A 22,921-nucleotide genomic window follows, 5' to 3' on the forward strand; every position below is an offset into this window, starting at 1 on the left:
GATTCCGGGGCCGGCTTGGGCGGCACCGGCGTCGCCACCGGGGGCCGCGTCGCCGGCCGTGGCACCGCGTGCCTCGCAGGTCCGGTGCCGGGCGCGGCCGACGGCGCGCCGGCATCGCTGGCCGAAACCGCGGTCGGGGGCTCGCCGCCATTGCCGTCGAAGACGCGCAGGTCGAGCGCATGCTCGCCGTCGGGACCCTCGAAGACCGCGCTGCGCGGATTGAGCGCCGTCAGCCGGTAAGCCGGCTGCGCCTCGGGCGCTTCGCCGAGCTTGACCCGGATCGAATCGCCGCCGGACGTCGGCTGCACGATCGCTTCCTTCAGTGTCGGCGTGATCAGCACGCTGGTGAGCACGTAGTCGAAGGCCGGCGCGGCGTTGTCGTCGCCTTCGGCATTGATCGAGAACGGCTGCGGGCGACGATCCTCGGAGAACAGCGGGCGGGCGCTGATCTGGCTGTATTGCGAAAGCGGCCCCAGGCGCGCGGGCGTCGGCGCGGCCAGCGTTGGCAGTCGCGCCAGCAGGGCCGGATCGTCGGGAAGGCGCGCGACGTGCCCGCCCAGGCCGAGCAGCGCCAGCAGCCAGGCGAGCACGGCCCAGCCGGCCACGGTGGCCAGCACCCACGTCCGCGGGGCGACGCCCTCAATCCTCATTGGTCACCGCCGCCGGTTCGGTGGCCGCAGGACGGCGCGGGGTGGTGGCCCGCGCCTCGGCCGGCAGCGGGCGCAGGTAGCCGTAGAGGTCGAAACTCACGTCGAGTCCGCCGGCCTGGTTGCCAGCCTGTCCCGGAGCGAAGAAATAGCGCTGCGCCAGCACGTTGAGATTGTCGACGAACAGGCGCGGCGTGCCGCTCTCCAGCGCGTAGAGCACGCCCGCCAGTTCCGGCGTGCCACAGCGCAGGCGCACCTGCACGGTGACCTTGCGAAAGCGCAGCTTGGCCTGGGTGTCGTCCTCCAGCGGCGAGCGGTTGGTGATCGCGCAACTGCGGTTGCCGGGACTGGCTTCGGCGACTACCGATTCCAGCCGCTGCACCAGGCTGGCGGTGGCCAGCTCCGTGGTGCTTTCGGCCAGGAAACCCGGGCGCCGTGCTTCGGCCGCGCGCACCTGCTGCAGCTGGCGAGTGATCTCCGGCGCCTGGCGCAGTTGCATGCGCTGGCGCAGTTCGCGCTGCTGCAGGGACTGGATGCGGGCGTGGGTGTCGAGCATCGGCCCGGTCCACCACGAATGCACCAGCAGCAGGTACGCCAGCAATAACGCCAGCACCAGCAGCCCGAGGGCAAGCCAGCGATCGCGATCGGTGATCGCCCGGGGGGTCATGGCGCCGGCTCCGCTGTCGTCGAAGCGGGCATTTCTGCCTGCCTGCCGGCGCCGGGCTCGACTGCGACGTCGGCCATCAGGGTGAAGCGGTCGCGATGCGTGCGCGGGTCGGGTTGCAGCGCCCCGGTCAGCGCCGGCGAGGTCCACAAGGGCGAGCCTTCCAGCCGCGGCACCAGCGCCGAGGCTTCGCTGCTCAAGCCGATCAGCGTCAAGCGGGTGTCCTCGATCGCGAGCTTTTCCAGATAGGTGTTGTCGGGCAGGCGCCGGCTCAACTCGTCGAGGATCTCGACGTTGGTGGGGCGGCCGGCCCGGGCGCTGTCCACGAAGGCGGCACCCTGCACCGCGTCGAGCAGCTGCTGGCGTTGCAGACCGACCTGGCGCGCGGCCTGGCTGCGCGCGGCGACGGCCTGTTCCAGTGCGTCCGCGGCTTGGCGCTGGTTCTCCAGCACCTGCCACAGACCTGCCGCAATGGCCAGCAGCGCGATCGCCACCAGCGTCCAGTTCCACGCCCGCCAGGGATCGGCGATGCGCACCCGCGCGGCGGGCGGCAGCAGGTTGATGCCCTGCGGCACGCCGCCCGGGCCGGCAATGTCGACGCCCGCCAGGGTCGTCGCCAGCGGACCGAGCGTGGCCAGTGCCGCCTCGAAGCTGGCCTTGGGAACGACGAGCAGTTCGATGTCGGCCTGGCCGTCGGCGCGGCGCCCCAGCACGCGGGCGTCGTAGACGACGTTGCCTGCTTCGAATGGCGTCTGCCGCTCGATCTCGAAACGCAGCACGTCGCGCAGCCGGTCGACCGCCGCGGCGGGCACCAGCATCCGTCGGCGCAGGCCACTGCCGGCGGGCAGCAGCAGCCAGCGCGGCAGGTCGACGACCTGCGGCCCGAGCAACGCGGCCAGCGGATCGCCCGGGAGGTCGGGATCGGGCAGCGGCAGCTGCGCCAGGTCGAGGATGCCTTCGTCGCGCTCCAGCCGCAGCTGCAGCCCGGCGCCGTCGCTGGCCAGCAGCAGGCGATCGCGCGCCCAGCCGAACAACGCCTGCCAGCGCGGCGGCAGCCACGACGCCAGCGACGCACGCCACCAGGCGAAGAGCCCACCCGCGCCCAGTCCGATTTTCGCCCCGTAGGTGCCCAGGCTGTCGCGCAGGATCATTGCGCCGCGGTTCCTTGTTCCCAGTCCAGCGTCGTATAGGCCGAGCCGGGAGCGCCATTGCCGCCGGTGCGCACGACGCCCGTGATCGTCGCCGTGCGCCCTTCGTGGAGGCGTGCGACGCTGCGGATACTATACGTGCCGCCGTTTCCCGCCACGAGCCCGGTGCCCGCGCCCGGCAGTTGCGCTTCGCGCGCCGCCACCAGCGCGCGCCCGTCCAGGCCCATGGCCGTGAGCACCGGCGCCGCCGCGAGCGCGGCATCGGGCGTGCCGTTGCCGGTGTAGACAGTCAGGTAGGGCGCGACGCGGCGATAGACCGCCGGCGTCATCCCCAGCACCTGCTCGACTTCGGCCACGGTTTCGAAGGGTGCGTCCTTGGCGCCGTACGGCAGGCCGGCCGATGCGTAATCGGGATCCTCGGCACCCCCCTGGGGCTGGGTGAGCGAGTCGTTGTCGCGCCAGTCGACGATCGCCGACGCCAGCCGCTGCGCCTGGTCGGGTTCGACCTGCAACGCGCGCAACAGCGCGGCCAGCAGCCCGGGGTCGGCGGAGTTGATGTCGACCTTGCCCTGCTCGTCGGTGACGCGTACCTCGATCGGTATCCCGGCGTAACTCCAGTGGTAGACACGGCCGTCCGGGATCCAGTGGCGCCTGGGATCGGCGTCATCGACCCGCACCAGCGCCCACTCGATGCCGGCGCGCGCGGCCTGGTCGGCGATCGCGCCGCGGCTGAGCACGCGCTCCTGCAGGCGCTCGATCCGCGCGCTGAGTGCGAAGGCGCCGATCAGCGACGCCAGCAACGCCACCAGCCACATCACCAGCAGCAGTGCCGCGCCGCGCGCGTGCAGGCGCGCGGTCACGGCAGCGCCTGGGCGGTATCGGCCACGCCACTGGCGGCCGGCAGCGCGATGACCAGCTCCGGCCAGGCGACCTTGTCGGCGCGGGTGATGCGCACCGAGACCTGCAACGGCAGTCGGTCGACGGCGGTCCAGCGCGGCTGCCAGTCGCCGAGCGCGCCGCTGGCGTCGAGCGCCCGGTAGCGGAACTGCACGTCCGCCAGGCCCGTGGCCAGCGCTTCGGGGGCGTGCGGCGAGGAGTCGGCCACCTGCGCCGCGTTCTGCACCTGGGTGAACACCACCTGCAGCGCCACGCTGCCGTCGGCAGCCTTCACCGCCCGGATGTCGTGCAGGAACGGCCCGCCCCGGCCCAGGTAATCGGGCAGGTCGGCGACGAAGCGGATGCGGTCGGGCTCGCCGATGAAGCGGATCGGCGCGCCGGTTTGCGGATCGGTCGAAAAGCCGATCGCGCGCGCGGAGGAAATCCGCACGCGCAGGAAGTTGGCCGCTGCGCGCATGCGCTCGTTGCGTTGCGAGAGCTGCTCGCCGCGACGCACGATCGCGGTGGCCGAACTCAAGGTGGCGAAGCCCAGCGCCAGCGCCGCGGCCAGCAGCGCGGTGGCGAGCAGGACTTCGATCAGGGTGAAGCCGCGGCTGGCGTGCGACGGCAGGTCGTTGCGCAGGCATCGCGCGCGCGGCGTGCGCGCGCCGCGAAACCGCACCAGCGATCCACACGCCCACTGCGACGCCGACGCGCACACGTCCTGTTGCGACGGAGCGGTGGAACCTGACGGCCGAACGCGCGTGCTCATATGCCCGGAATCGACTGCACTGTGTCGGAACGGCTTAGCCGCAGCGTGTGCACGTCCAGGTGCTGCGCGGCCGATGCGCCCCATTCGATCGCCAGGTCGACCTGGAACAGCTGCGCGCCATCGGCCGTCGCCGCGATCCTGTGCGTGCCCGGGTCGATGTAGGGGTTGATCGCCAGCGTCCAGTGGTAGCGCTCGTTGTCGAAGCTGCCTTGGCGGGTGCCGGCCTGCAACGGTTCACCGACCCCGACCTGGTCGAGCAGCGACTGCGCATGCAGCGTCGCGCGGCCGGCGCCGTCGGCCCAGTGCACCTGGCGCGCGGCGTTGGACAGGCTGCCCAGGAGCAGCGTCAGCGCCAGCGCCAGCAGCGCGAAGGCGACGATGACTTCGATCAGGGTGTAGCCGCGCGCGTGGCATCGGGGGCCGGCACTGCGCCACCTGCATGCGGTCGCCGGGGCGCTGCCGGCAGCGATCGCGCGCGACGCCGCCCGATGGCGGTGCCGATCGCCGACGACACCCGCCTCAAGCGCAGGCGCGCCGACGCCGCACCCATGTCCCGGACGACGTGGATGCATCGCCGTGGTCATCGGTCGCTCCCGCCCTGGCTCAGGTCCACCGCCCGCTCTTCGACCTGCCCGGTCAGCCAGCCGACGTCCACGTCCCACGCCGCCTTGCCCGCCGACAGGCGGATTCGGCCACCGGTGGAGGCGCCATCGGGGAAGAATTCGATCGCACCTTCGCGCGACTGCCGGCGATCGGCCTGCGCCTCGCGCGCGCCGATGAAGTCGATCGCGAGCTTCTCCGGGATCCGCCCATGGTGCTGCTTGGGCGCCTGCCACGTGTGCGCGGCCGGATCGATGGTGAAACGCTGCGGTTGGCCGGTGGCGATCGCCTGCGCTCGCGTGTAACGCAGGTTGGAGCCGATCTGGCGCGCGCTGGCCTTGAGCTGCATGCCGCGGAAGCCCCCGCCCATCGCGGCGGCCGCCAGCACGCTGGCCAGCGCGATGATCGCCATCACCAGGATGATCTCGAGCAGGGTGAAGCCTCGCTGCGACGATCTCCGGGCCACGACGTTGTCCGCGCCGTCGACACGGCCCTCGTCATCCGCACGCCGATTGCTGTTGCCGGCCACGGCCGAAGGATTCGTTACTGGTACTTGATGTCCGCATCGACGCTGCTGCCGCCGGGCTTGCCGTCCTTGCCCAGGCAGACCAGGTCGAACGGCTGGCCGTCACCGGGCACCGTGTATTCGAACGGATGGTTCCAGGGATCCTTCAGTTCGGCCGGCTTGGCGTAGGGGCCGAGCCAGCCGCTCGCATTGCCCGGCTCGGTCACCAGGTCGTCGAGCGAGCCCGGCAGGTTGCCGGTGTCCATCTCGAACTGCTGGATCTTCTCGGCCATCGTCTGCACCTGCGCCTTGGCCAGGTTGGCCTTGGCGCGATCGCCGCCGCCGAGGATGCGGGTGGCGGCGAAGGCGACGATGCCGCCGATCAGCACCACCACCAGGATGATCTCGATCAGGCTGAAACCGCCCTGGGCGGCACGCCGCGGCGGGCGGCGGAAGGAACGTTGGCTGCGCATGGAGGGAGTCCTTGGGCGATGTTCGAAACCGTCTATTGTGGCCGAAGGGGCGGAAAGTTCCGTTGCCGCGCCTTCACCCGTCGTGATGGCGTCCCGCGCGGGCCGGTTCAGCCGATCACGTTGGTCAGGTCGTAGATCGGGGTCAGTACCGCCAGGATCACCACCCCGACCACGCCGGCCAGCAGCAGGGTCACCGCCGGCACCAGCGCGGCCAGCATGCGATCCATCGCCAGCGAGGTCTCCTGCTCGAAGGTGTCGGCGGTGCGCAGCAGCATCGTGTCCAACGCGCCGGATTCCTCGCCGACCTGGATCATCTGCAGCGCCAGCCGCGGGAAGCGCTTGCCTTTGGCCAGCGCCGCCGACAGGCCGATGCCGTTCTTGACGTCGTCCGCGGCCGCCTCGACGTTGTCGGCCAGCGCGCGATTGCCCAGCACGTTGCGGCCGATGGCCAGCGCGGTGAGCAGCGGCACGCCGTTCCTCAACAGCGTGCCGAGGGTGCGCGCCAGGCGCGCGGTCTCGATCTTGGCGACCAGCGGCCCGGCGAACTTCTGCAGCAGGATCCACTCGTCGAAGCGCGCGCGGAACACCGGGTCGCGCCGCTTGCGGTCCAGCCACCACAGCCCCAGCGCCGGCACCACCAGCAACACGATCCACCAGGTGCGCACCAGCATGCCGACGCCGAGCACGATCTTCGTGAACCACGGCAGCGGCGCGTCGAGGCTGTCGTACATCGCCGCGAACTGCGGCACCACGAAACCGAGCAAAAACAGCATCGACAGCCCGACCATGACCAGCAGGATCGCCGGATAGATCAGCGCGTTGATGACCCGCCCGCGCATCGCCCGGCTGCGCTCCAGGTAATCGGCCAGCCGCGCCAGCGTTTCGTGCATCGAGCCGCCGGCCTCACCGGCGCGCACCATGTTGATGTACAAGCGCGAGAACGTACCGTGCTGGCGCTCCAGCGCGGTCGACAGCGCGGTGCCGCTGCGCACCGCATCGCGGACATCGGTTAGCGTGCGCCTGGCGGCATCGTCCTCCGGCAACTCCAGCAGGATCGTCAATGCCCGGTCGAGCGGCTGCCCGGCGCCGAGCAGCGTCGCCAGCTGCTGGGTGAACTGCACCAGCCGCTCGCCGGCGAAGGCCTTGGGCTTGAACAACGCCCGCCACGCCGATTCCCCGCCGCCTTCGCTGGCCAACCGCGCCTCGATCGGCAGGTGCCCCTGCTCCTGCAGCCGCAGCACTACCTCGGCATCGCTGGCGGCCTCCATCTGGCCATCGAGCGTCTCGCCGCGGGTGTTGAGCGCCTTGTAGCGGTACAGCGGCATGGGGTCAGGCGTCCTCGGTGACGCGCAGCACTTCCTCGATGGTGGTCACCCCCGCGAGCGCCTTGACGATGCCGTCCTCGTACATGGTGCGCATGCCGGCGTTGCGGGCGAGCTGCTCGAGTTCGCCCATGCCGGCGTGGCGCATGACGGCGCGGCGGAGCTCATCATTCATGACCATGAACTCCATGATCGTGGTGCGGCCCTGGTAGCCGGTCGGCGCGATCGCCGAGCCGCGCGGGCGGAACAGGAAGATCTCGCCCTCGGGCTGGTAGCGGCGCAACGCGAATTTCTCGATTTCCTCCGGGGATGCCGGGTAGCGCTCGGCATGCGTCGGCTCCAGCCTGCGCACCAGGCGCTGGGCGAGGATGCCGTTGATGGTCGACGTCAGCAGGTAATCCTCGACCCCCATGTCGAGCATGCGGGTGATGCCGCCGGCGGCGTTGTTGGTGTGCAGCGTCGACAGCACCAGGTGGCCGGTCAGCGCGGACTGGATCGCGATGCGCGCGGTTTCCAGGTCGCGCATCTCGCCGATCATGATGATGTCCGGATCCTGGCGCACGATGCTGCGCAGCGCATGCGCGAAGTCCAGCCCGATCTGCGGCTTGGCCTGGATCTGGTTGATGCCTTCGATCTGGTATTCGACCGGATCCTCGACGGTGATGATCTTGACGTCGGGCGTGTTGAGCTTGGACAACGCGGTGTACAGCGTGGTGGTCTTGCCCGAGCCGGTCGGGCCGGTGACCAGCAGGATGCCGTGCGGCTGCTCCAGCACCTTCTGGAACTGCGGCAAAAAGTGGTTCGTGAAGCCAAGCCGCTCGAAGTCGAACACCACCGTCTCGCGATCGAGCAGTCGCATCACCACGCTCTCGCCGTGCGCGGTCGGCACCGTCGACACGCGCAGGTCGAGCTCCTTGCCCTGCACACGCAGCATGATGCGGCCGTCCTGCGGCAGGCGGCGCTCGGCGATGTTCAACTTGGCCATGATCTTGATGCGGCTGATCACCGCGGCGGTGAGGTTCTGCGGCGGGCTTTCGCCCTCCTCCAGCACGCCGTCGATGCGGTAGCGGACCTTGAGCCGGTTCTCGAACGGCTCGATGTGGATGTCCGACGCGCGCAGCTCGACCGCGCGCTGGATGATCAGGTTCACCAGCCGGATCACCGGCGCTTCGGAGGCGAGGTCGCGCAGGTGTTCGACGTCGTCGATGTCGCCCGATTCGCCCTCGGCGGTCTCCACGATCGCGCCCATCGCGCTGCGGCCCTGGCCGTGCCAGCGTTCGATCAGGTCGTCGATTTCCGAGCGCAGGGCCACCCGCGGCAACACCTCGCCCCCGGTCGCCAGCCGCACCGCGTCCTGCGCGTAGGTGTCCTGCGGGTCGGCGACCAGCAGCTCGACGCCCTCGGCGTTTTCGGCCAGCGGCACGACATGGAACTGCTTCATGAACTTCACCGACAGCAGCACGTTTTCCGGCGGCAGTTCGGGCGCGTCCTTGGCGCTGACCAGCGGCAGCCCCAGCACCGCGGCCGCGGTCTCGGCGTGGTCGCGTTCGGACACCAGCCCCAGGCGCGCCAGCAGCCCCACCAGGCTGCCGCCGGTTTCTTCCTGCAGCCTGCGCGCCCGCGCGAGGTCGGCGTCCTTCAGGCGCCCCTTGCCCAACAACGCGGCGATGATGGCTTCATCCGCATCGGGTTCGACCGTGCCCGCCGCGGCCATGCTGTCCTGCCCGATTTCGCTCACGATGCCTCCGCGTTCAGGGCGCCGACTTTAGCAGGCACCCTGCAAGGGCGGGCTCGACGGTTACCATCCACCGCTTCGCACTCCACCACCGCCTCCACCCATCGGGACACCCATGGCCAATCGACCCCTGCTGCGCGCCACCCTCGTCCTGGCCGTCGTGCTCTGCGCCGCATCGGCGTGCCAAAAGCAGGCCGCCGCGCCCGTCGACCCGACGGCGCGGGTTGCGCATCCCGGCGCCTCCCCGGTCGCGCCCTCCCAGCCACGCATGGCAGGACCGTCGCATGACGGGTCCGGACCCCGCGCGCCGGGACTTGCCAAACCCCAACGCGACACCACCCCGGTGGACGCGACGGTGACCGCCGTACGCCTGAGCAGCCATGGCGACGCCGACGCCGGAACGATCGGGCCGCTGGCCAGCACCTTCGGGCGGAGCGACACCGTGTATGCCCAGGTGGATACGTCCGGCTCGGCCGCGTCCTACTCGCTCTACGCCAGGTGGATCGCGCCCGGCAACTTGGTGCTGTCGGATTACGGGCTGCACGTTGGCCATCCGGGCACCGCGCATACCGTGATCAGCCTGAGCAAGCCCGATGGCTGGCTACCGGGCGCGTATCGCATCGAACTGGCGATCAATGGCAAGCCGCAGCGGACGGTCGTGTTCCAGGTCCGCTGAACTCCCGTACTCCACCACGGCACGATCCTTGCGCACGGTCGGAGGGTCGTCCTGGTTGATCCACCCTGCTCAGGCGCCATCGCGCGACTACTCCCAAGGCAATCCCATGACTTCGTTCCTGCGCGCCGCGACCGGCGCACTGCTGCTGGCTGTCGCATTGATCGGCACCACCGTGCCAACGCCCGCCGTCGCGGCACAGAGCTACGACAACTGCACCGGCTTCATCGATTCGCTGCCGGCGACGATCACCAGGCAGGGCACCTGGTGCCTGCGGCATGACCTGGCCACCAGCATCAGCAGTGGCTACGCCATCACGATCGCCACCAGCAACGTGACCATCGACTGCAATGATTTCAAGATCGGCGGGACAGCCGCCGGGACGGGAACCTCGACCTTTGCCATCTACGCCATCGGCAGGCTCAACACCACGGTTCGCCATTGCAACATCCGCGGATTTTTCGATGGCATCAACATCCAGCCTCCCAGCGCCGGAACCGTCATCGAAGACAATCGGTTCGATGGCAACACATATGCGGGAATGATCGTGTGGGGGGACAATTCCGTGATCCGCCGCAACAGCATCAACGACACCGGCGGTTCCTCCCACCTCACCGGCCAGGCGTTCGGGATGATGATCTATTCCGCCACCGACATCGTCGACAACACCATCAGCGGCGTGTACCCGCAGCCGGACGCAGGCGACGCGATCGCCTATGGAATCTATACCGCTTACAACACCGGTGGTTCGATCGCGGGCAACCGCGTCCGCGGCCTGGTGCCAAGCGGCGCGGGGGTGGCATTCGGGATGTACAACTTCGCGCCGTCCATGCTCGGCATCAAGGACAACACCCTGGTCGGTCCGGGCATCGGCGATGGACTGTACTGCGAGGGCAGCGACTCCCGGGCGATGGGCAACATGATCAGTGGTTTCGCAACCCCGATCGAGGGTTGCCGCGACGACGGCAACAGCCTTTGACGCAGCGCGCGGGGCTGGGAGAACCAGATCCGCGGGATGCATGGAGCGGGGCCTGGGCGTATCGACTGGCGTCGCGCCTTGGCCCGAGGCCGGGCGGAAGGCGATGCCGACGCCGATGCGGCAATCAAGGTGCAACCTCCCCCGGGGCGACCGCCGGCCACGACGGCGCCCCGCACCTCGCTGGCGCCTATTGGCCGCCCAGCAACCTGCCGTGGTAGAGCGGCGACATCCAGCCCAGGTAGTCGGGCGTGCGATGGGCACTGGCGAAGGGCTTGCCGCGGATGGCCGCGTATTCGGCCGCCATCCGCGGCCAGGGGTGCTCGCGGCGCGGCACGTTGGTGGCCACCCCGCCATGGAACTGGTGGAACGTCGCCTCGCCCAGCAGCATCACCGGCTGCATGCCCTGGTGCTCGTGCGCGATGTTGAAAAAGTCCAGGTTGACCAGCCCCCCACCGGGGCTGGTGAAGCGTTCGTCCAGCCCGCCCAGGGCGATGAAGTCGGCGCGGCGCAACGCGAAGCAGTTGCTTTCCGAAAGCCTGGAGAGGTAGCCGCTGCCGGATGAAAGCGCGACGCTGGAGATGTCGAACAGGCGATAGCCATCGCCGCGCCAGTCGATCGTTTCCAGCAACCGGTCCTCGACCGACTGGCAATAGCCATCCTCGATCGACTCGTTCTGCGGCTTGTGGCCCAGGTGCATGCCGAGCGTGTAGACGAACGGGTGCGCCGACAGGCGCAGCGCGGCCAATGCGTAGTGAACGACCCTTGGCGACAACATGCGCGCGCCATCGATGCAGACCATCACGTTTTCCGCGCGCGAGGCCGACACCGCGTGGTTGACGGCGGCGCAGGGCGAGGGCCATGGCGACGTGAACGCCATGTGGCGGAACTGCGGCCCGAAAGCGGCGACGTCCGTCGGCGACAGCGGCTGCCTTGAGTTGCTGTCGACCGCCAGTACTTCGTAGTCGCCGGACTGGACGCCGCGCTGGTAGCCGGTGGCCAGTGTATGGAGGGTCCGTGCGGCTTCGCGCCGCATGTCATGGAACACGACGATGATGCTCAGGGCTGGTGCGGTCACGATCCGGCCTCCTGCTCGAGGCGTTCCAGCACCGCAGCGACCGACGGCGGCAACGCTGGCCCGTCGGTTTCCTGGCCAGCCGTGCGCAGGCCTGGCTCGAAGAACCCCTCGCCCGTCGCCGGGAGGCCGGGCTCCAGCCCGAGCGCGGACGCCAGGCGCGCCACGGCCGCACGGTATTCGCCATCGGGAAGATCGAACGACAACAGCGGAAAGCGGTGGTGCCGGCGATAGTCGAGCAGGCGGGCATTGTACTGCCGCCACAATTCGAGTCCCTGGTCGAAAGGCATGCCGCCGCGTGCATGCAGTGAGCGCGCCACCCGCCAGGGATGTCGATACGTCCCCACCAGGCGCACGTCCGCCGACCCGCCCTGCCAGAACGGCAACGTGAGCACCGTGCGCGGGTCCTTGAAGCCCCAGGGCCCCGGCGCATCGCCTTGCAGCCGGGCGATGATGTCATCGCGTTCGGCCGCGTGGGCCGGCGTCCATCGCAGCGTCGCCGGCGGCTCGTCCCACCGTCCCCCGCTTGCATCGAGCACGGCGTCGTTGAGCGCGGTGATGCGTTGGCTCTCCCGGTTGCCCTTGCGATTGTGGGGATTCCATTCATGTACCTGGCCCAGGTACAGGCCGCATTGCTGCAGGCTTCCCGTCAGGCAGCTGGTGCCGCTGCGGTGCATGCCCAGGATGACGATCCCGGGCGCCTTCGCGGGCGACGCTGTGCTGGCTAAACTCATCACCGCTCCATTCACCTGGTTTCCGCATTGTCGACGTGGACCCTTGCCATTGACCAGCCCATCGTTGCCATCGCAAACAGGTGATTCCGTGCCGATCGCCATCGGTGGCGTGGGCGGCAGCGGAACACGCCTGGTCGCCGGGCTGCTGCGCACGCTGGGGGTCTTCATTGGCGACGACCTGAACGTCGCCAATGACAACCTCTGGTTCACGCTGCTGTTCAAGCGGCCGGGCGTGCTGGCTGTCGACGAAGCCGAATTCGATGCATTGCTCGGCGCGCTGGTGGCCGGGCTGCGCGGCGGTGCCCCGCTAGCCGAGGACGTGGCCGCCCGCGTGTTCGAACTCGCCATCGCCGATCGCCCCAACCATCCCGCCGCGCGCCTGCGGGCCAGCGCGCAGTCGCTGCTGGCCGCGGCCAACCGCCCGCCGACGGCAGGCCGCTGGGGCTGGAAGGAACCCAATACCCACCTGCTCATCGAGCGCATCTGGCAGCGCCTGCCGACACTGCGGTACGTCCATGTCGTCCGCAACGGCATTGACATGGCGTACGGGCGCAACCAGAACCAGCTCAAGCTATGGGGCAAGCAGGTGCTGGGTGAGGACGGGCCGGTGACGCCAGCACGCTCACTGGCGTACTGGTGCCATGTCCACCAACGCATGCAGGCATTGCTGGCGGCCAATCCACGCCGGATGTACTGGTTGGACTATGACGCCCTTTGCAGCGACCCCGGCCGGCACCTGGCGCCGCTGCTCGCGTTTCTCGCATTCGATCCGGCACTGGCGGCGTCGATCGACCTGGGCATCGAAGCAATCCAGCGCCGGCGCGACCCCACCACGCCGCTGGATGCATTCGATCCCCGTGACCTGGCCTTCGCGCACTCACTTGGCTACGGCTGAACCGCGGCCGTCGTGGCCGCGGGCGTCCGGATTTCCCGTTGACGAAGGGACCTGCGGCCATCGCCGCATTGGGGAAGCCGGAACATGAATAACCTCGTCAAGGGCCTGTCGGGGATTGCCCCGCTGGCCATCGCATTACTCGGTTCAACCACCGCATTGCCGGTGCGCGCCGCGGAGAGTTTCGACAACTGCACAGGCTTCATCGATTCGCTCCCTGCTTCGGTCAGCACACAGGGCACCTGGTGCCTGCGCCATGACCTGGCGACCTCGATGGCATCGGGCAATGCGATCACCGTGGCGACAAACAACGTCACCATCGACTGCAACAACTACAAGGTGGGCGGTACCGCCGCCGGCGCTTCCACCGCGACCATCGGAATCGCGGCCGAGAACCGGGTCAATACCACCGTGCGCCACTGCAACATCCGTGGCTTCCGCAATGGGATAGCCCTGACGGGCACGACCGGCGGAAACGTGGTCCAGGACAATCGATTCGACGGAAACACCTACAACGGCCTGGTCGTCGCAGGCGATGGTTCGCTCATCCAGCGCAACCAGGTGGTCGATACCGGCGGTGCCCCGGGGGCCCAAGGCATAGGCATCTGGACTTACGGAAACGTCGATGTCCTCGACAACACCGTCAGCGGCATGGCAACGGCCAATACGGCGTACGGCATCTACACCGACAGCAATTTCGGTGGCGTCGTTGCCGGGAACCGGGTGCGGGGACTGGTCCCAGCGACGAGCACGTCCTATGGGATCTACAACCTGTCGGCGGTCAACGTATCGGTTTACAACAACGTGGTGGTCGGAACCAGCCTGGTATCCAGCATTGGACTTCGCTGCACTTCCTCCGATTCGACTGCCAGGGACAACTTCGTCTATGGCTTCACGACATCCATCGTTGGTTGCCGTGATGACGGCAACAGCCTCTAGATAGCGGGCAGTCGCCACGGCCACGGCGGCCAGCGGATCGTTTCCGGCTTGTCGCCGTGCCCGATTGACCGGCCAGCAGGGCCATTCTTGCGGGCCCGTGAGCGAGTCCTGCCACGCGTGGCAGCAAGCCGCGCAGCTCGCGCCACTTCGGTTTCGAGCCTGGCGGCGTGGGGCCGGCCATCGGCGCCGGCACGCGTCCCCGGGCAAAACCGCGCCGGGCTACGTGACCCGACGGGTGGGCGACGATTCCCGAAGCCGCCGCCGGCCACGGCCACCGGGGGGGATCCCGCAAGCGCCAGCGGAACGCTTCGGATTGTCAGTAGCCCCGCGCCGTGGCCGTGACAGTGGCCGTGGCGGCGAGGCATCTCACCTCACCCGAACCCGGGCATTGCGGAACATCCGCAGCCACGGCGAATCGCCCGACCAGTCGCGCGGCGCCCAGCTGTAGTTGGTCACGCGCAGGGTGCGTTCGGGATGCGGCATCAGGATGGTGACGCGGCCGTCGTCGGTGGTGAGCCCGGCAATGGCGTCGTGCGAGCCATTGGGATTCATCGGATAGCCGGTTGCCGGAGCACCGTCGCCGTCGACGTAGCGCAGTGCGACGCGCGCACCGTCGGCCATGCCGGGCGAAGCGAACTCCGCGCGGCCCTCGCCATGCGCAACCGCGACCGGGATCCGCGAACCGGCCATGCCCTGCAGGAACAGCGATGGCGATTCGACGACTTCGAGCAACGCCAGCCGCGCTTCGTACTGCTCGCTGCGGTTGCGCAGGAACCGCGGCCAGTGACCCGCGCCGGGAATGATGTCGGTGAGCTGCGACAGCATCTGGCAGCCGTTGCAGATGCCCAGCGCGAAGCTGTCGCCGCGGGCGAAGAACTCCGCGAAGGCCGCGCGCAGCTCCGGGCGTTCGAGCACCGACGTCGCCCAGCCGCGCCCGGCGCCGAGCACGTCGCCGTAGCTGAAGCCGCCGCAGGCGACGAAGCCGGTGAAATCCTGCAGTCGCGCGCGACCGGCGACCAGGTCGCTCATGTGGACGTCGACGGCGGCGAACCCGGCGCGATCGAAGGCGACCGCGGTTTCGATCTGGCTGTTGACGCCCTGCTCGCGCAGGATCGCGACCTTGGGCCGGACGCCGGTGTTGATGTAGGGCGCGGCGATGTCCTCGGCCGGATCGAACGCCAGTTGCGGCTTCAGGCCCGGCGCGTCGAAGCGGCGCGCGGCATCGCGTTCGGCGTCGGCGCACTCCGGGTTGTCGCGCAGGCGCTGCATCGCGTGCGTCACCGACCACCAGGCGTCGAATAGTTCCTCCCAGCGCCACTCGACCAGGGTGTCGCCGTCGCAGCGCACGCGCACCTGCGGCGAGCGCGTCGGCCGTGCGATGCGCTGCGCGCAATCGATCAGGCCATGGCGCTCGACCAGGTCGGCGAACGCGGCGCGATCGGCGCAGTCGATCTGCACCACGGCGCCGAGCTCTTCGGCGAACAGGGTGCGGAACGGATCCTCGCCCCAGCCGTCGAGGTTGATCTCCAGGCCCATGTGCGAGCAGAACGCCATTTCGCACAGGCTCGCGAACGCACCGCCGTCGGAGCGGTCGTGGTAGGCGAGCAGCAGCTTGTCTTCGCGCGCGTCGCGGATCAGCTCGAAGAACGCGCGCAGGCGTTGCGGGTCGTCCAGGTCCGGCACGCCGAAGCCGGCGCCGTCGCCGGCAAATGCGGGCAACGCGCCGACCCGACCGGCCTGCGGATGGCACTGGGCGAGGATCGATCCGCCCAGGCGCTGCTTGCCTGCGCCAAGGCCAATCAGCCACAACTCCGATTCGACCTCGCGCGCGAGCAGCGGCGTGAGTTGCTCGCGCACGTCGGTGACCGGCGCGAATGCGGTGACGATCAGCGACACCGGCGAGACGGATTTCTGCGCGACGCCGCCGGCGATGTTGGCGTCGCCGGCGCCATGCCACTGCGCCTGCATCGACAGCGAGTCCTTGCCGACCGGGATGCTCAGGTCCAGCGCCGGGCACAGCGCCATGCCGACCGCCCTGACAGCATCGAACAGGCGCGCGTCCTCACCCGGATGCCCGGCCGCGGCCATCCAGTTGGCGGACAGCTTGATGCGCTCCAGCGCTTCCACCGGCGCCGCGCACAGGTTGGTGATCGCCTCGCCCACCGCCATGCGCGCGGCGGCGGCTGGATCCAGCAGCGCCAGCGGCGTGCGTTCGCCGATGGCCATCGCTTCGCCGTGGTCGCCTTCGAATCCCGAAAGCGTGATCGCGCAATCGGCCACGGGAAGCTGCCACGGCCCGACCATCTGGTCGCGCGCGGTCAGCCCGCCGACGGTGCGGTCCCCGATCGTGACCAGGAAGGACTTGGAGGCGACGGTCGGATGCGCGAGCACGCGCAGGCCGGCTTCGCGCAGGTCCAGCGACGCGGTCGACAACTCGGGCCAGCGCGGTGCCGGCGGATGCGCGGTATCGCGATGCATCTTCGGCGGCTTGCCGAAGAGCAGGTCCATGGGCAGGTCGATCGCCATGTCATCAGCCCCTCTCCCCGCGGGAGAGGGGTTGGGGTGAGGGTCCGTGGCGCCACGCATTCCGTCGTGCTGCACACCCTCATCGGCTCCAGGCGGTAGCCCGCCTGGAGCACCTTCTCCCGGAGGGAGAAGGGACAACGCGCCATAGCCGACGACGAGGCGTTGCTCGGCCGTCGCCGTGCCGACCACCGCGAACGGGCAGCGCTCGCGCAGGCACAGCGCAGCGAACTCGGCCACGCGCTCCTGCGCGATGCCCAGCACGTAACGCTCCTGCGATTCGTTGCACCACAACTGCAACGGCGACAGCGAAGGATCGTCGCTGGGCACAAGATCGAGGTCGATCACGCCACCGACGCCGGAGTCGTGCAGCAGTTCGGGGATCGCATTGGAAAGGCCGCCGGCGCCGACGTCATGGATCGACGCGATCGGGTTGTGTTCGGCCAACGCCACGCAGCGGTCGATGACTTCCTGGCAGCGGCGCTCCATTTCCGGGTTGTCGCGCTGCACCGAGGCGAAGTCGAGTTCGGCCGCGCTGTCGCCCGAGGCGACCGAACTGGCGGCGCCGCCGCCGAGCCCGATCAGCATCGCGGGGCCACCGAGCACGATCACCGCGTCGCCGGGTTGCAACGGACGCTTGGCGACCATCGGCCGGTCGATCGCGCCCAGCCCACCGGCGAGCATGATCGGCTTGTCATAGGCGCGCGCCAGGCCATCGCCTTCGGCCAGCTCGAAGCTGCGGAAATAGCCGGTGAGGTTGGGACGCCCGAATTCGTTGTTGAACGCCGCCGCGCCCAGCGGCCCATCGAGCATGATCTCCAGCGCCGGCGCCATGCGCGGATTGAGCGGTCGCGGCGCGCCGTCGTGCACTTCCCACGGCTGCGCGAGCGTGGGGATGCGCAGGTGCGAGACGCTGAAACCGGCGAGCCCCGCCTTCGGGCGCGCGCCACGACCGGTCGCGCCCTCGTCGCGGATCTCGCCGCCGGCGCCGGTGGAGGCGCCCGGGAACGGTGCGATCGCGGTCGGGTGGTTGTGGGTTTCGACCTTGATGCAGAACGCGCCCGGTGCCGAGGCCTCCGCGCGGTATTCGTGGCTGTGCGGATCCGGGCGGAAACGTCGCGTCGGATAGCCTTCGACCACCGCCGCGTTGTCGCTGTACGCCGACAGCGTGAACTCCGGCGTCTGCGCATGGGTGTGCTTGATCATCCTGAACAACGACACCGGCTGGCCGTTGGGCTGCAGCTGTTCGCGGCCGTCGATGCTCCAGGAGGCGTTGAAGATCTTGTGCCGGCAATGCTCCGAATTGGCTTGCGCGAACATCATCAGTTCGACGTCCGACGGATCGCGGCCGAGGGCGCCGAAGCGCTCGCGCAGGTAGGCGATTTCGTCTTCGGCCAGGGCCAGGCCCAGGCGCGCGTTGGCGGCATCCAGCTGCGGCAGCGGGATGCGCTCGAGCGCACCGCGTGCCGGCGCGTCGAAGCGCAGCGCCGCCGCCTGTGCGGCATCAAGCAACGACTGCGTCATCGGGTCGTGCAGCAGTGCAGCCAGTGCGGCCTGCGTCGCGGCATCACCGGGCCAGCCGGCGACGTCGATCCGGGTGCCGCGCTCGACCCGCCGGATCGGCAGGCGCGCGCCGTGCAGCAGTTCGGTGGCCTTGCTTGACCAGGGCGAGATCGTGCCGGTGCGCGGGACGACGTAGAGCGTGGTGGCGCCATCGCCGGCATCCGACGCCGACGGGGTGACCTGCAGGATGCGCTCCAGCGTCGCGCGCGCGGCGATGGAGGGCGCGCCAACTCCATTGGCGGGTTCGACCCAATAGGCGAACCTGGCGTGGAGCAGGCGTGCAGCCGGATGGACGGACTGCAGGCGGGATTCGAGCCGCGCGCGGCGGAACTGCGACAGGGCCGGCAGGCCCTCGAGCACGATCATGTGCGGCGGAACCGTGGAAAACGGCCCGTTATTGTAACGGAGTCCAGGCGCCGGCCCGCGAGGCCCGGCGCGGGCGCGCGCCGGCCGCGCGCCAAACGATTACATCGAACCGGTGGCGGTGCTCGGTGCCGGCTTGGCGCCACCGGCCGCCATCTTGTCCAGCTCGGCGCGCAACTGTTCGGGCGGGATGTAGCCACCCAGCTGGGTACCGTCGCTGGCCAGGATCATCGGCGTCCCGGTCAGCCCGACGCGCTGGCCCAGCTTGTATTCCATGGTCACCGGATTCTTGCAGTCGCGCGCGGGCACCGGCCGGTCGTTCTTGGCATCGGTCAGGGCCTTCCGCGGGTCCTGGGCGCACCACACGGACACCATCTTCCGGAAGTCGTCGCTGCCCAGGCCCATGCGCGGATAGGCCATGTACTGGACCTCGATCCCCTGCCGGTTGTAGTCGGCGATCTGGCTGTGCAGCTTGCGGCAGTAGCCGCATTCGACATCGGTGAAAACGGTGACGGTGTACTTGGGATTGGCCGGTGCGAACACGATCCGGTCGCTGACCGGGATGGACTTCAACAGCCGCGCGCGGACCTTCGCCATGCTCGCCTCGCCCAGGTTCGTGCGATTGGCGATGTCGTACAGCGAGCCCTGCATCAGGTAGCGGCCGTCATTGCTGACATAGATCGGCTGGCCGGCGACGATGGCTTCCTGGAAGCCCTCGATTGGCGCCGGGCCGACCTGATCGATGTCGATCGTGGGATTGACCGCATGCAGCGCGGCACGCACCCGGGCTTCTGCGCCGGCGTCGGCGACGGCTGTCGTGGCGGGCGCCGCAGCAGGCCTGGCGGCCGTGGCCGGCGGACTGGACTGGGCACACGCCGAGAGGCTGACGGCGCCGAGCAGGACGAGGAGCGAGCGTTTCATGGGGATTCCTGGGCTGGGTGCCGGACGCGTGTGACCGGCACGGGCGCCATTGGGTTCCCGGATTGTCGCACGCAGCGCGTGGGCGGCCCTGTGCATTGGTCGGCGATTTGGGCGCTTTCAGCCGCGTGGGTGGTGCCGTGCGTGCAGGCGCTTGAGGTGCTCGCGGGCGACCAGGGTGTAGACCTGGGTGGTCGACAGCGAACTGTGGCCGAGCAGCATCTGCAGCGCGCGCAGGTCGGCGCCGTGGTTGAGCAGGTGGGTGGCGAAGCTGTGGCGCAGCACGTGCGGGCTGATCCGGTGGGGGTCGATCGCGGCCGCGGCACCATGGCGCTTCACCAGTTGCCAGAATTGCTGGCGGCTGAGGACCTGCCCGCCCGGGTTGAGGAACAGCCAGGCCGGGGTACGCCCGGCCGCCAGCGCCGGCCGCGCCTGCGCCAGGTAGCGCTCGAGCCAGTGCTGGGCTTCCTCGCCCAATGGCACCAGCCGCTCCTTGCCACCCTTGCCCAGCACCCGCAGCACGCCCTGGCGCAGGTTGACCGCGGTCGCCGGCAGCGCGACCAGTTCGCTCACGCGCAGGCCGGCGGCATACATCAGCTCGAGCATCGCGCGGTCGCGCAATCCCGCCGGGGTGTCGACGTCCGGCGCCGCCAGCAGGCCTTCGATCTCGGCTTCGGCCAGCGCCTTGGGCAGCGAGCGCGGCAGCCGCGGCGGATCGAGCAGCGCGGTGGGATCATCGGTCCGCTCGCCGCGGCGCAGTCGCCAGGCAAAGAACGCCCGCAATGCGGTCAGCAGCCGCGCGTTGCTGCGCGCCGAATACCCGTCGCGGGCGCGCCAGGCCAGGTAATCGAACAGCGCCGCGCGGTCGGCCTCGGCCAGGCCGCCACCGGCGCCGTCGCGCCAGCGCGCGAATCCCTGCAGGTCGCGGCGATAACCGGCGGTTGTCTGCCGGGCAACGCCCGACTCCGCCCACTGCGCATCCAGGAAGCCTTCGATCGCCAGCGAATCGGCATCGCGCAGCGGCGGCAATGCGATGGCGCGCTGGCGGCGTTGCGCGGGGGTGAGCGAGGGCATCACACCGACTTTAGCGACGGCCGCCGTGCGCGGCTATCCTGATTGGATGCCCGCGCCGACCATCGACACCCCGCCTTCCGCCTCCCCCGCGCCGAACTCGCCCGCGACGGCACCGGACGCTCCGTCGTCGATCGATCCCGGCGCCTGGGCACCGGCGCGCGCGCTCATCGGTTGGCGGCTGCTGGCACTGGTCTACGATTTCTTCCCCGCGGTCGCGCTGTGGATGCTGGCCTCGACCGCCTTCACGCTGGTCTATGCCGCGGGACACCCGTTGCGCCAGAACATCGCCCCGTTCAGTGCCTGGCAGTGGCTGTTGTGGCTGGTCTGCTGGAGCCTGACCGGGGCCTACGCCGTGGTCAGCTGGCGCCGTGGCGGGCGCACGCTCGGCATGCGGCCGTGGCGGCTGCGGGTGACCGTCGCCGATGGCGGCCCGGCGCCGGTGCGCGCGCTGCTGCTGCGTTATGCGGTGGGCACGGTATCGTTGCTGCTGGGTGGGATCGGGTTCTGGTGGGCGTGGGTGGATCGCGACCACCTGGCCTGGCATGACCGCCTGAGCGGCACGCGCATGCGGCGCCCGGCACGGTCAGCCTGATGCGGGGGGGGGCGCGCCGCGTTGATGGGAGCGCGCCTGGCGCCAGGCCACCGCTCGCCGCAAGAGCGGCATCGACGCTGCAGTCAGGCCCCGGGATGAGGGCGGACGGAAAAAAACAGGGCCCGCAATGCGGGCCCTGATCCTGCATGAGCGGTCCGGCCGGCGACACAGGGGTGTGAAGCCGCCAGCCGGTGCACCATCCATGGTGCAGGTCGCCGAAAAAAATCCGTTCGTTTCGCTGGTAAAGGCCAACGTCCCTGTCGGCGCGGCAAGCATTGCGAAAACCGCTGCAGGTGAAAAGCGCGTGGAGGCCGCGGGCAGGTGAATGTCGGTAACATGCCAGTCGCAGAGCGAGGACTGGCGCAGGCTTGCCGTCCAGTCGGCTACCAATAGCGGACAACTTGTGTTGAATTCCGCTCACGACGTGAAAATTGGTAACATCCGGCCCATTCCCGCGCGGGCAGGCGACTTCGCCACGCCGGGGTCTCCGGGGAGGGAGGCTTGATGACGCAGCAATCGCGGATCCGCCTGGCACGGCGCCATGCCGGGCTGTCGCAGGCACAGCTGGCCGAAGCCGTGCAGGTGCAGCGCAGCGCCGTGAGCCACTGGGAATCGGCACAGGCCAAGAACCCGAGCGTCTCCCACCTGCGCGACATCGCCACCGCCACGCGCGTGCAGTTCGAATGGCTGGTGACCGGTCGCGGGACGATGGCGATGTGCGCCGAAGCGCGCCTGGACGACGTTCCCACCGCGCAGGCGCTGCTGGTCGAGGAACCGATCGAACTGCGCCTGCTGCACGCCTTCCGCGACGCCTCGCCGCAGTCGCGGATTTCGCTGGTGGAGATCGTCGAGCAACTCGCATCCCAGCGCACCGGCCGCTCGCGCGAGCTCTCTGCGCAAGCCGCCGGGTTGCCAGCGCCACGCTCCCGCGCCCGCCGCAGCGACACCGAGCCCTCGCTCGCCTAGCCTGTCGCGATGACCGCCTTCGTCTGCCTCTGCACCTGCCCGGATGCGGCCGCCGCCCGCCGCATCGCCGACGCGCTGGTCGATGAACGCCTGGCCGCCTGCGTCAACGTGCTGCCCGGGTTGCGCTCGGTCTACCGCTGGCAGGGTGGCATCCAGTGCGACGACGAGGTCCTTTTGCTGATCAAGACCACCCGCGACCGGGTCGACGCGCTCGGCGCGCGGCTGACCGCGCTGCATCCCTATGAACTGCCGGAATTGGTGGCGGTCGAAGTCGCCGGCGGCCTGGCCGCCTACCTGTCGTGGATCGAAGAATCCGTCGCCGGAGCCCCGGCGACCTCGGGAGATTGAGTCGATGCGGTCATTCCTGCACCGCCTGCTGGCGGTCCTGCTGCTCTGCGCCTGCGCGGCGGCACCGGCATGGGCGGTCGACGAATCGGACCTGCTGCCGGTCGACCAGGCCTTCGCGCTCAGCGCCAGTGCCTCGCCGGACGGCGGCATCGCGCTGCATTGGAAGATCGCGCCCGGCTATTATCTTTATCGCGAACGCATCCACGTGCAGGCGCTCGACGGCTTCGACGCCGGCGCGCTGCAACTGCCACCGGGCGCGCGCCACCACGATGAATTCTTCGGCGACGTGCAGACCTACCGCGACCAGGTCGTCGCGCGACTGCCGGGTAAGGCCACCGCGCCCACCGCGACGCTGAAGGTGAAGTACCAGGGCTGCGCGGACCTGGGGGTGTGCTATCCGCCACAGACGCGCACCTTGAACGTGGCCTTGCCGGCCACGCCGGACGCGGCGTCCACCGCGTCGGCCGCCGCCATCGCACCGGCCGCCGATGGCCTGGCGGCGCTGGGCCGGGCGCTGGCCGGCGGCGGCTGGTACCATGGCGG

The 22,921-nt window shown here is 69.7% G+C and carries 24 protein-coding genes; 9 read left to right on the forward strand and 15 right to left on the reverse strand.

Annotated features, from left to right (window positions below):
- The 10 genes from G7B67_RS11160 to gspE form a co-directional block, all read right to left on the reverse strand.
- The coding region (locus G7B67_RS11160; protein ID WP_166212348.1) for a general secretion pathway protein GspN at window positions 1-650 on the reverse strand (650 nt) is incomplete at its 3' end.
- Complete coding sequence (gspM, locus tag G7B67_RS11165; RefSeq protein WP_166212351.1) at window positions 640-1,314, reverse strand: type II secretion system protein GspM; 675 nt, start codon at window positions 1,312-1,314, stop codon at window positions 640-642. The genes G7B67_RS11160 and gspM, both read right to left, overlap by 11 nt.
- Window positions 1,311-2,462 carry a PilN domain-containing protein gene (locus G7B67_RS11170; RefSeq protein WP_166212354.1) on the reverse strand — a complete coding sequence of 384 codons (1,152 nt, stop codon included), beginning with the start codon at window positions 2,460-2,462 and terminating at the stop codon, window positions 1,311-1,313. Before G7B67_RS11170 ends, gspM begins: the two co-directional genes overlap by 4 nt.
- A complete protein-coding gene (locus G7B67_RS11175; RefSeq protein ID WP_166212401.1) occupies window positions 2,459-3,274 on the reverse strand; it encodes a type II secretion system minor pseudopilin in 816 nt (271 codons plus the stop codon). The genes G7B67_RS11170 and G7B67_RS11175 overlap by 4 nt, the downstream gene beginning before the upstream one ends.
- A 41-nt stretch (window positions 3,275-3,315) precedes the next feature.
- Window positions 3,316-3,966: a prepilin-type N-terminal cleavage/methylation domain-containing protein gene (locus tag G7B67_RS11180; RefSeq protein WP_243412347.1), complete on the reverse strand. Its 651-nt coding sequence runs from the start codon at window positions 3,964-3,966 to the stop codon at window positions 3,316-3,318.
- 137 nt (window positions 3,967-4,103) lie between these two features.
- Window positions 4,104-4,577 (reverse strand): type II secretion system protein XpsI, encoded by a 474-nt coding sequence (xpsI, locus tag G7B67_RS11185; RefSeq protein WP_425482440.1) that lies wholly within the window; start codon window positions 4,575-4,577, stop codon window positions 4,104-4,106.
- Window positions 4,578-4,687: 110 nt separating this feature from the next.
- Window positions 4,688-5,173, reverse strand: coding sequence for a type II secretion system protein XpsH (gene xpsH / locus G7B67_RS11190; RefSeq protein WP_243412346.1), 486 nt, complete (start codon window positions 5,171-5,173; stop codon window positions 4,688-4,690).
- 77 nt (window positions 5,174-5,250) lie between these two features.
- A complete protein-coding gene (gspG, locus tag G7B67_RS11195; protein WP_166212360.1) occupies window positions 5,251-5,685 on the reverse strand; it encodes a type II secretion system major pseudopilin GspG in 435 nt (144 codons plus the stop codon).
- Window positions 5,686-5,792: 107 nt separating this feature from the next.
- Entirely contained in the window at window positions 5,793-7,010 is a 1,218-nt protein-coding gene (gene xpsF, locus G7B67_RS11200) for a type II secretion system protein XpsF (protein ID WP_166212362.1), read from the reverse strand.
- Window positions 7,011-7,014: 4 nt separating this feature from the next.
- Window positions 7,015-8,721: a type II secretion system ATPase GspE gene (gene gspE / locus G7B67_RS11205; protein WP_166212409.1), complete on the reverse strand. Its 1,707-nt coding sequence runs from the start codon at window positions 8,719-8,721 to the stop codon at window positions 7,015-7,017.
- Window positions 8,722-9,097: 376 nt separating this feature from the next.
- Between gspE and G7B67_RS11210 the strand changes: the two genes are divergently transcribed.
- Complete coding sequence (locus G7B67_RS11210; RefSeq protein ID WP_166212365.1) at window positions 9,098-9,418, forward strand: hypothetical protein; 321 nt, start codon at window positions 9,098-9,100, stop codon at window positions 9,416-9,418.
- A gap of 106 nt (window positions 9,419-9,524) precedes the next feature.
- The gene (locus G7B67_RS11215; protein WP_166212368.1) at window positions 9,525-10,394 is read left to right on the forward strand and encodes a right-handed parallel beta-helix repeat-containing protein; all 870 of its coding nucleotides are present in this window, start codon (window positions 9,525-9,527) and stop codon (window positions 10,392-10,394) included.
- A gap of 187 nt (window positions 10,395-10,581) precedes the next feature.
- On the opposite strand, the gene G7B67_RS11220 is transcribed toward G7B67_RS11215, so the two are convergent.
- Window positions 10,582-11,469, reverse strand: a complete 888-nt coding sequence (locus G7B67_RS11220) for a glycosyltransferase family 2 protein (protein ID WP_166212371.1) — start codon at window positions 11,467-11,469, stop codon at window positions 10,582-10,584.
- Window positions 11,466-12,200 carry a sulfotransferase family protein gene (locus G7B67_RS11225; protein ID WP_166212374.1) on the reverse strand — a complete coding sequence of 245 codons (735 nt, stop codon included), beginning with the start codon at window positions 12,198-12,200 and terminating at the stop codon, window positions 11,466-11,468. The genes G7B67_RS11220 and G7B67_RS11225 overlap by 4 nt, the downstream gene beginning before the upstream one ends.
- Before the next feature lie 88 nt (window positions 12,201-12,288).
- On the opposite strand from G7B67_RS11225, the gene G7B67_RS11230 reads away from it, so the two are divergent.
- Together G7B67_RS11230 and G7B67_RS11235 are read left to right on the forward strand one after the other, a co-directional pair.
- Window positions 12,289-13,095: a sulfotransferase gene (locus tag G7B67_RS11230; RefSeq protein ID WP_166212377.1), complete on the forward strand. Its 807-nt coding sequence runs from the start codon at window positions 12,289-12,291 to the stop codon at window positions 13,093-13,095.
- 84 nt (window positions 13,096-13,179) lie between these two features.
- Window positions 13,180-14,031 carry a right-handed parallel beta-helix repeat-containing protein gene (locus G7B67_RS11235; RefSeq protein WP_166212380.1) on the forward strand — a complete coding sequence of 284 codons (852 nt, stop codon included), beginning with the start codon at window positions 13,180-13,182 and terminating at the stop codon, window positions 14,029-14,031.
- Between the two features lie 366 nt (window positions 14,032-14,397).
- Here G7B67_RS11235 and purL read toward each other — a convergent pair whose 3' ends face one another.
- The 3 genes from purL to xerD all read right to left on the reverse strand — a co-directional run bounded on the left by purL (window position 14,398) and on the right by xerD (window position 20,472).
- The gene (purL, locus tag G7B67_RS11240; RefSeq protein ID WP_166212383.1) at window positions 14,398-18,483 is read right to left on the reverse strand and encodes a phosphoribosylformylglycinamidine synthase; all 4,086 of its coding nucleotides are present in this window, start codon (window positions 18,481-18,483) and stop codon (window positions 14,398-14,400) included.
- 99 nt (window positions 18,484-18,582) lie between these two features.
- Window positions 18,583-19,401, reverse strand: a complete 819-nt coding sequence (locus G7B67_RS11245; protein ID WP_166212386.1) for a DsbC family protein — start codon at window positions 19,399-19,401, stop codon at window positions 18,583-18,585.
- A gap of 117 nt (window positions 19,402-19,518) precedes the next feature.
- Window positions 19,519-20,472 (reverse strand): site-specific tyrosine recombinase XerD, encoded by a 954-nt coding sequence (xerD, locus tag G7B67_RS11250; protein WP_166212389.1) that lies wholly within the window; start codon window positions 20,470-20,472, stop codon window positions 19,519-19,521.
- A 46-nt stretch (window positions 20,473-20,518) separates the two neighbouring features.
- Here xerD and G7B67_RS11255 point away from each other — a divergent pair, with 46 nt between their 5' ends.
- The 5 genes from G7B67_RS11255 to G7B67_RS11270 form a co-directional block, all read left to right on the forward strand.
- Window positions 20,519-21,064, forward strand: coding sequence for an RDD family protein (locus tag G7B67_RS11255; protein WP_166212392.1), 546 nt, complete (start codon window positions 20,519-20,521; stop codon window positions 21,062-21,064).
- Between the two features lie 202 nt (window positions 21,065-21,266).
- Window positions 21,267-21,389, forward strand: a complete 123-nt coding sequence (locus tag G7B67_RS13535; protein ID WP_279303998.1) for a hypothetical protein — start codon at window positions 21,267-21,269, stop codon at window positions 21,387-21,389.
- 179 nt (window positions 21,390-21,568) lie between these two features.
- Window positions 21,569-22,030 (forward strand): helix-turn-helix transcriptional regulator, encoded by a 462-nt coding sequence (locus tag G7B67_RS11260; RefSeq protein WP_166212395.1) that lies wholly within the window; start codon window positions 21,569-21,571, stop codon window positions 22,028-22,030.
- A 9-nt stretch (window positions 22,031-22,039) separates the two neighbouring features.
- Complete coding sequence (gene cutA / locus G7B67_RS11265; protein ID WP_166212398.1) at window positions 22,040-22,378, forward strand: divalent-cation tolerance protein CutA; 339 nt, start codon at window positions 22,040-22,042, stop codon at window positions 22,376-22,378.
- The coding region (locus tag G7B67_RS11270; RefSeq protein WP_279303999.1) for a protein-disulfide reductase DsbD domain-containing protein at window positions 22,374-22,921 on the forward strand (548 nt) is incomplete at its 3' end. The genes cutA and G7B67_RS11270, both read left to right, overlap by 5 nt.

Source organism: Cognatiluteimonas telluris (genome assembly GCF_011320095.1).
GTDB classification, from domain to species: domain Bacteria; phylum Pseudomonadota; class Gammaproteobacteria; order Xanthomonadales; family Xanthomonadaceae; genus Cognatiluteimonas; species Cognatiluteimonas telluris.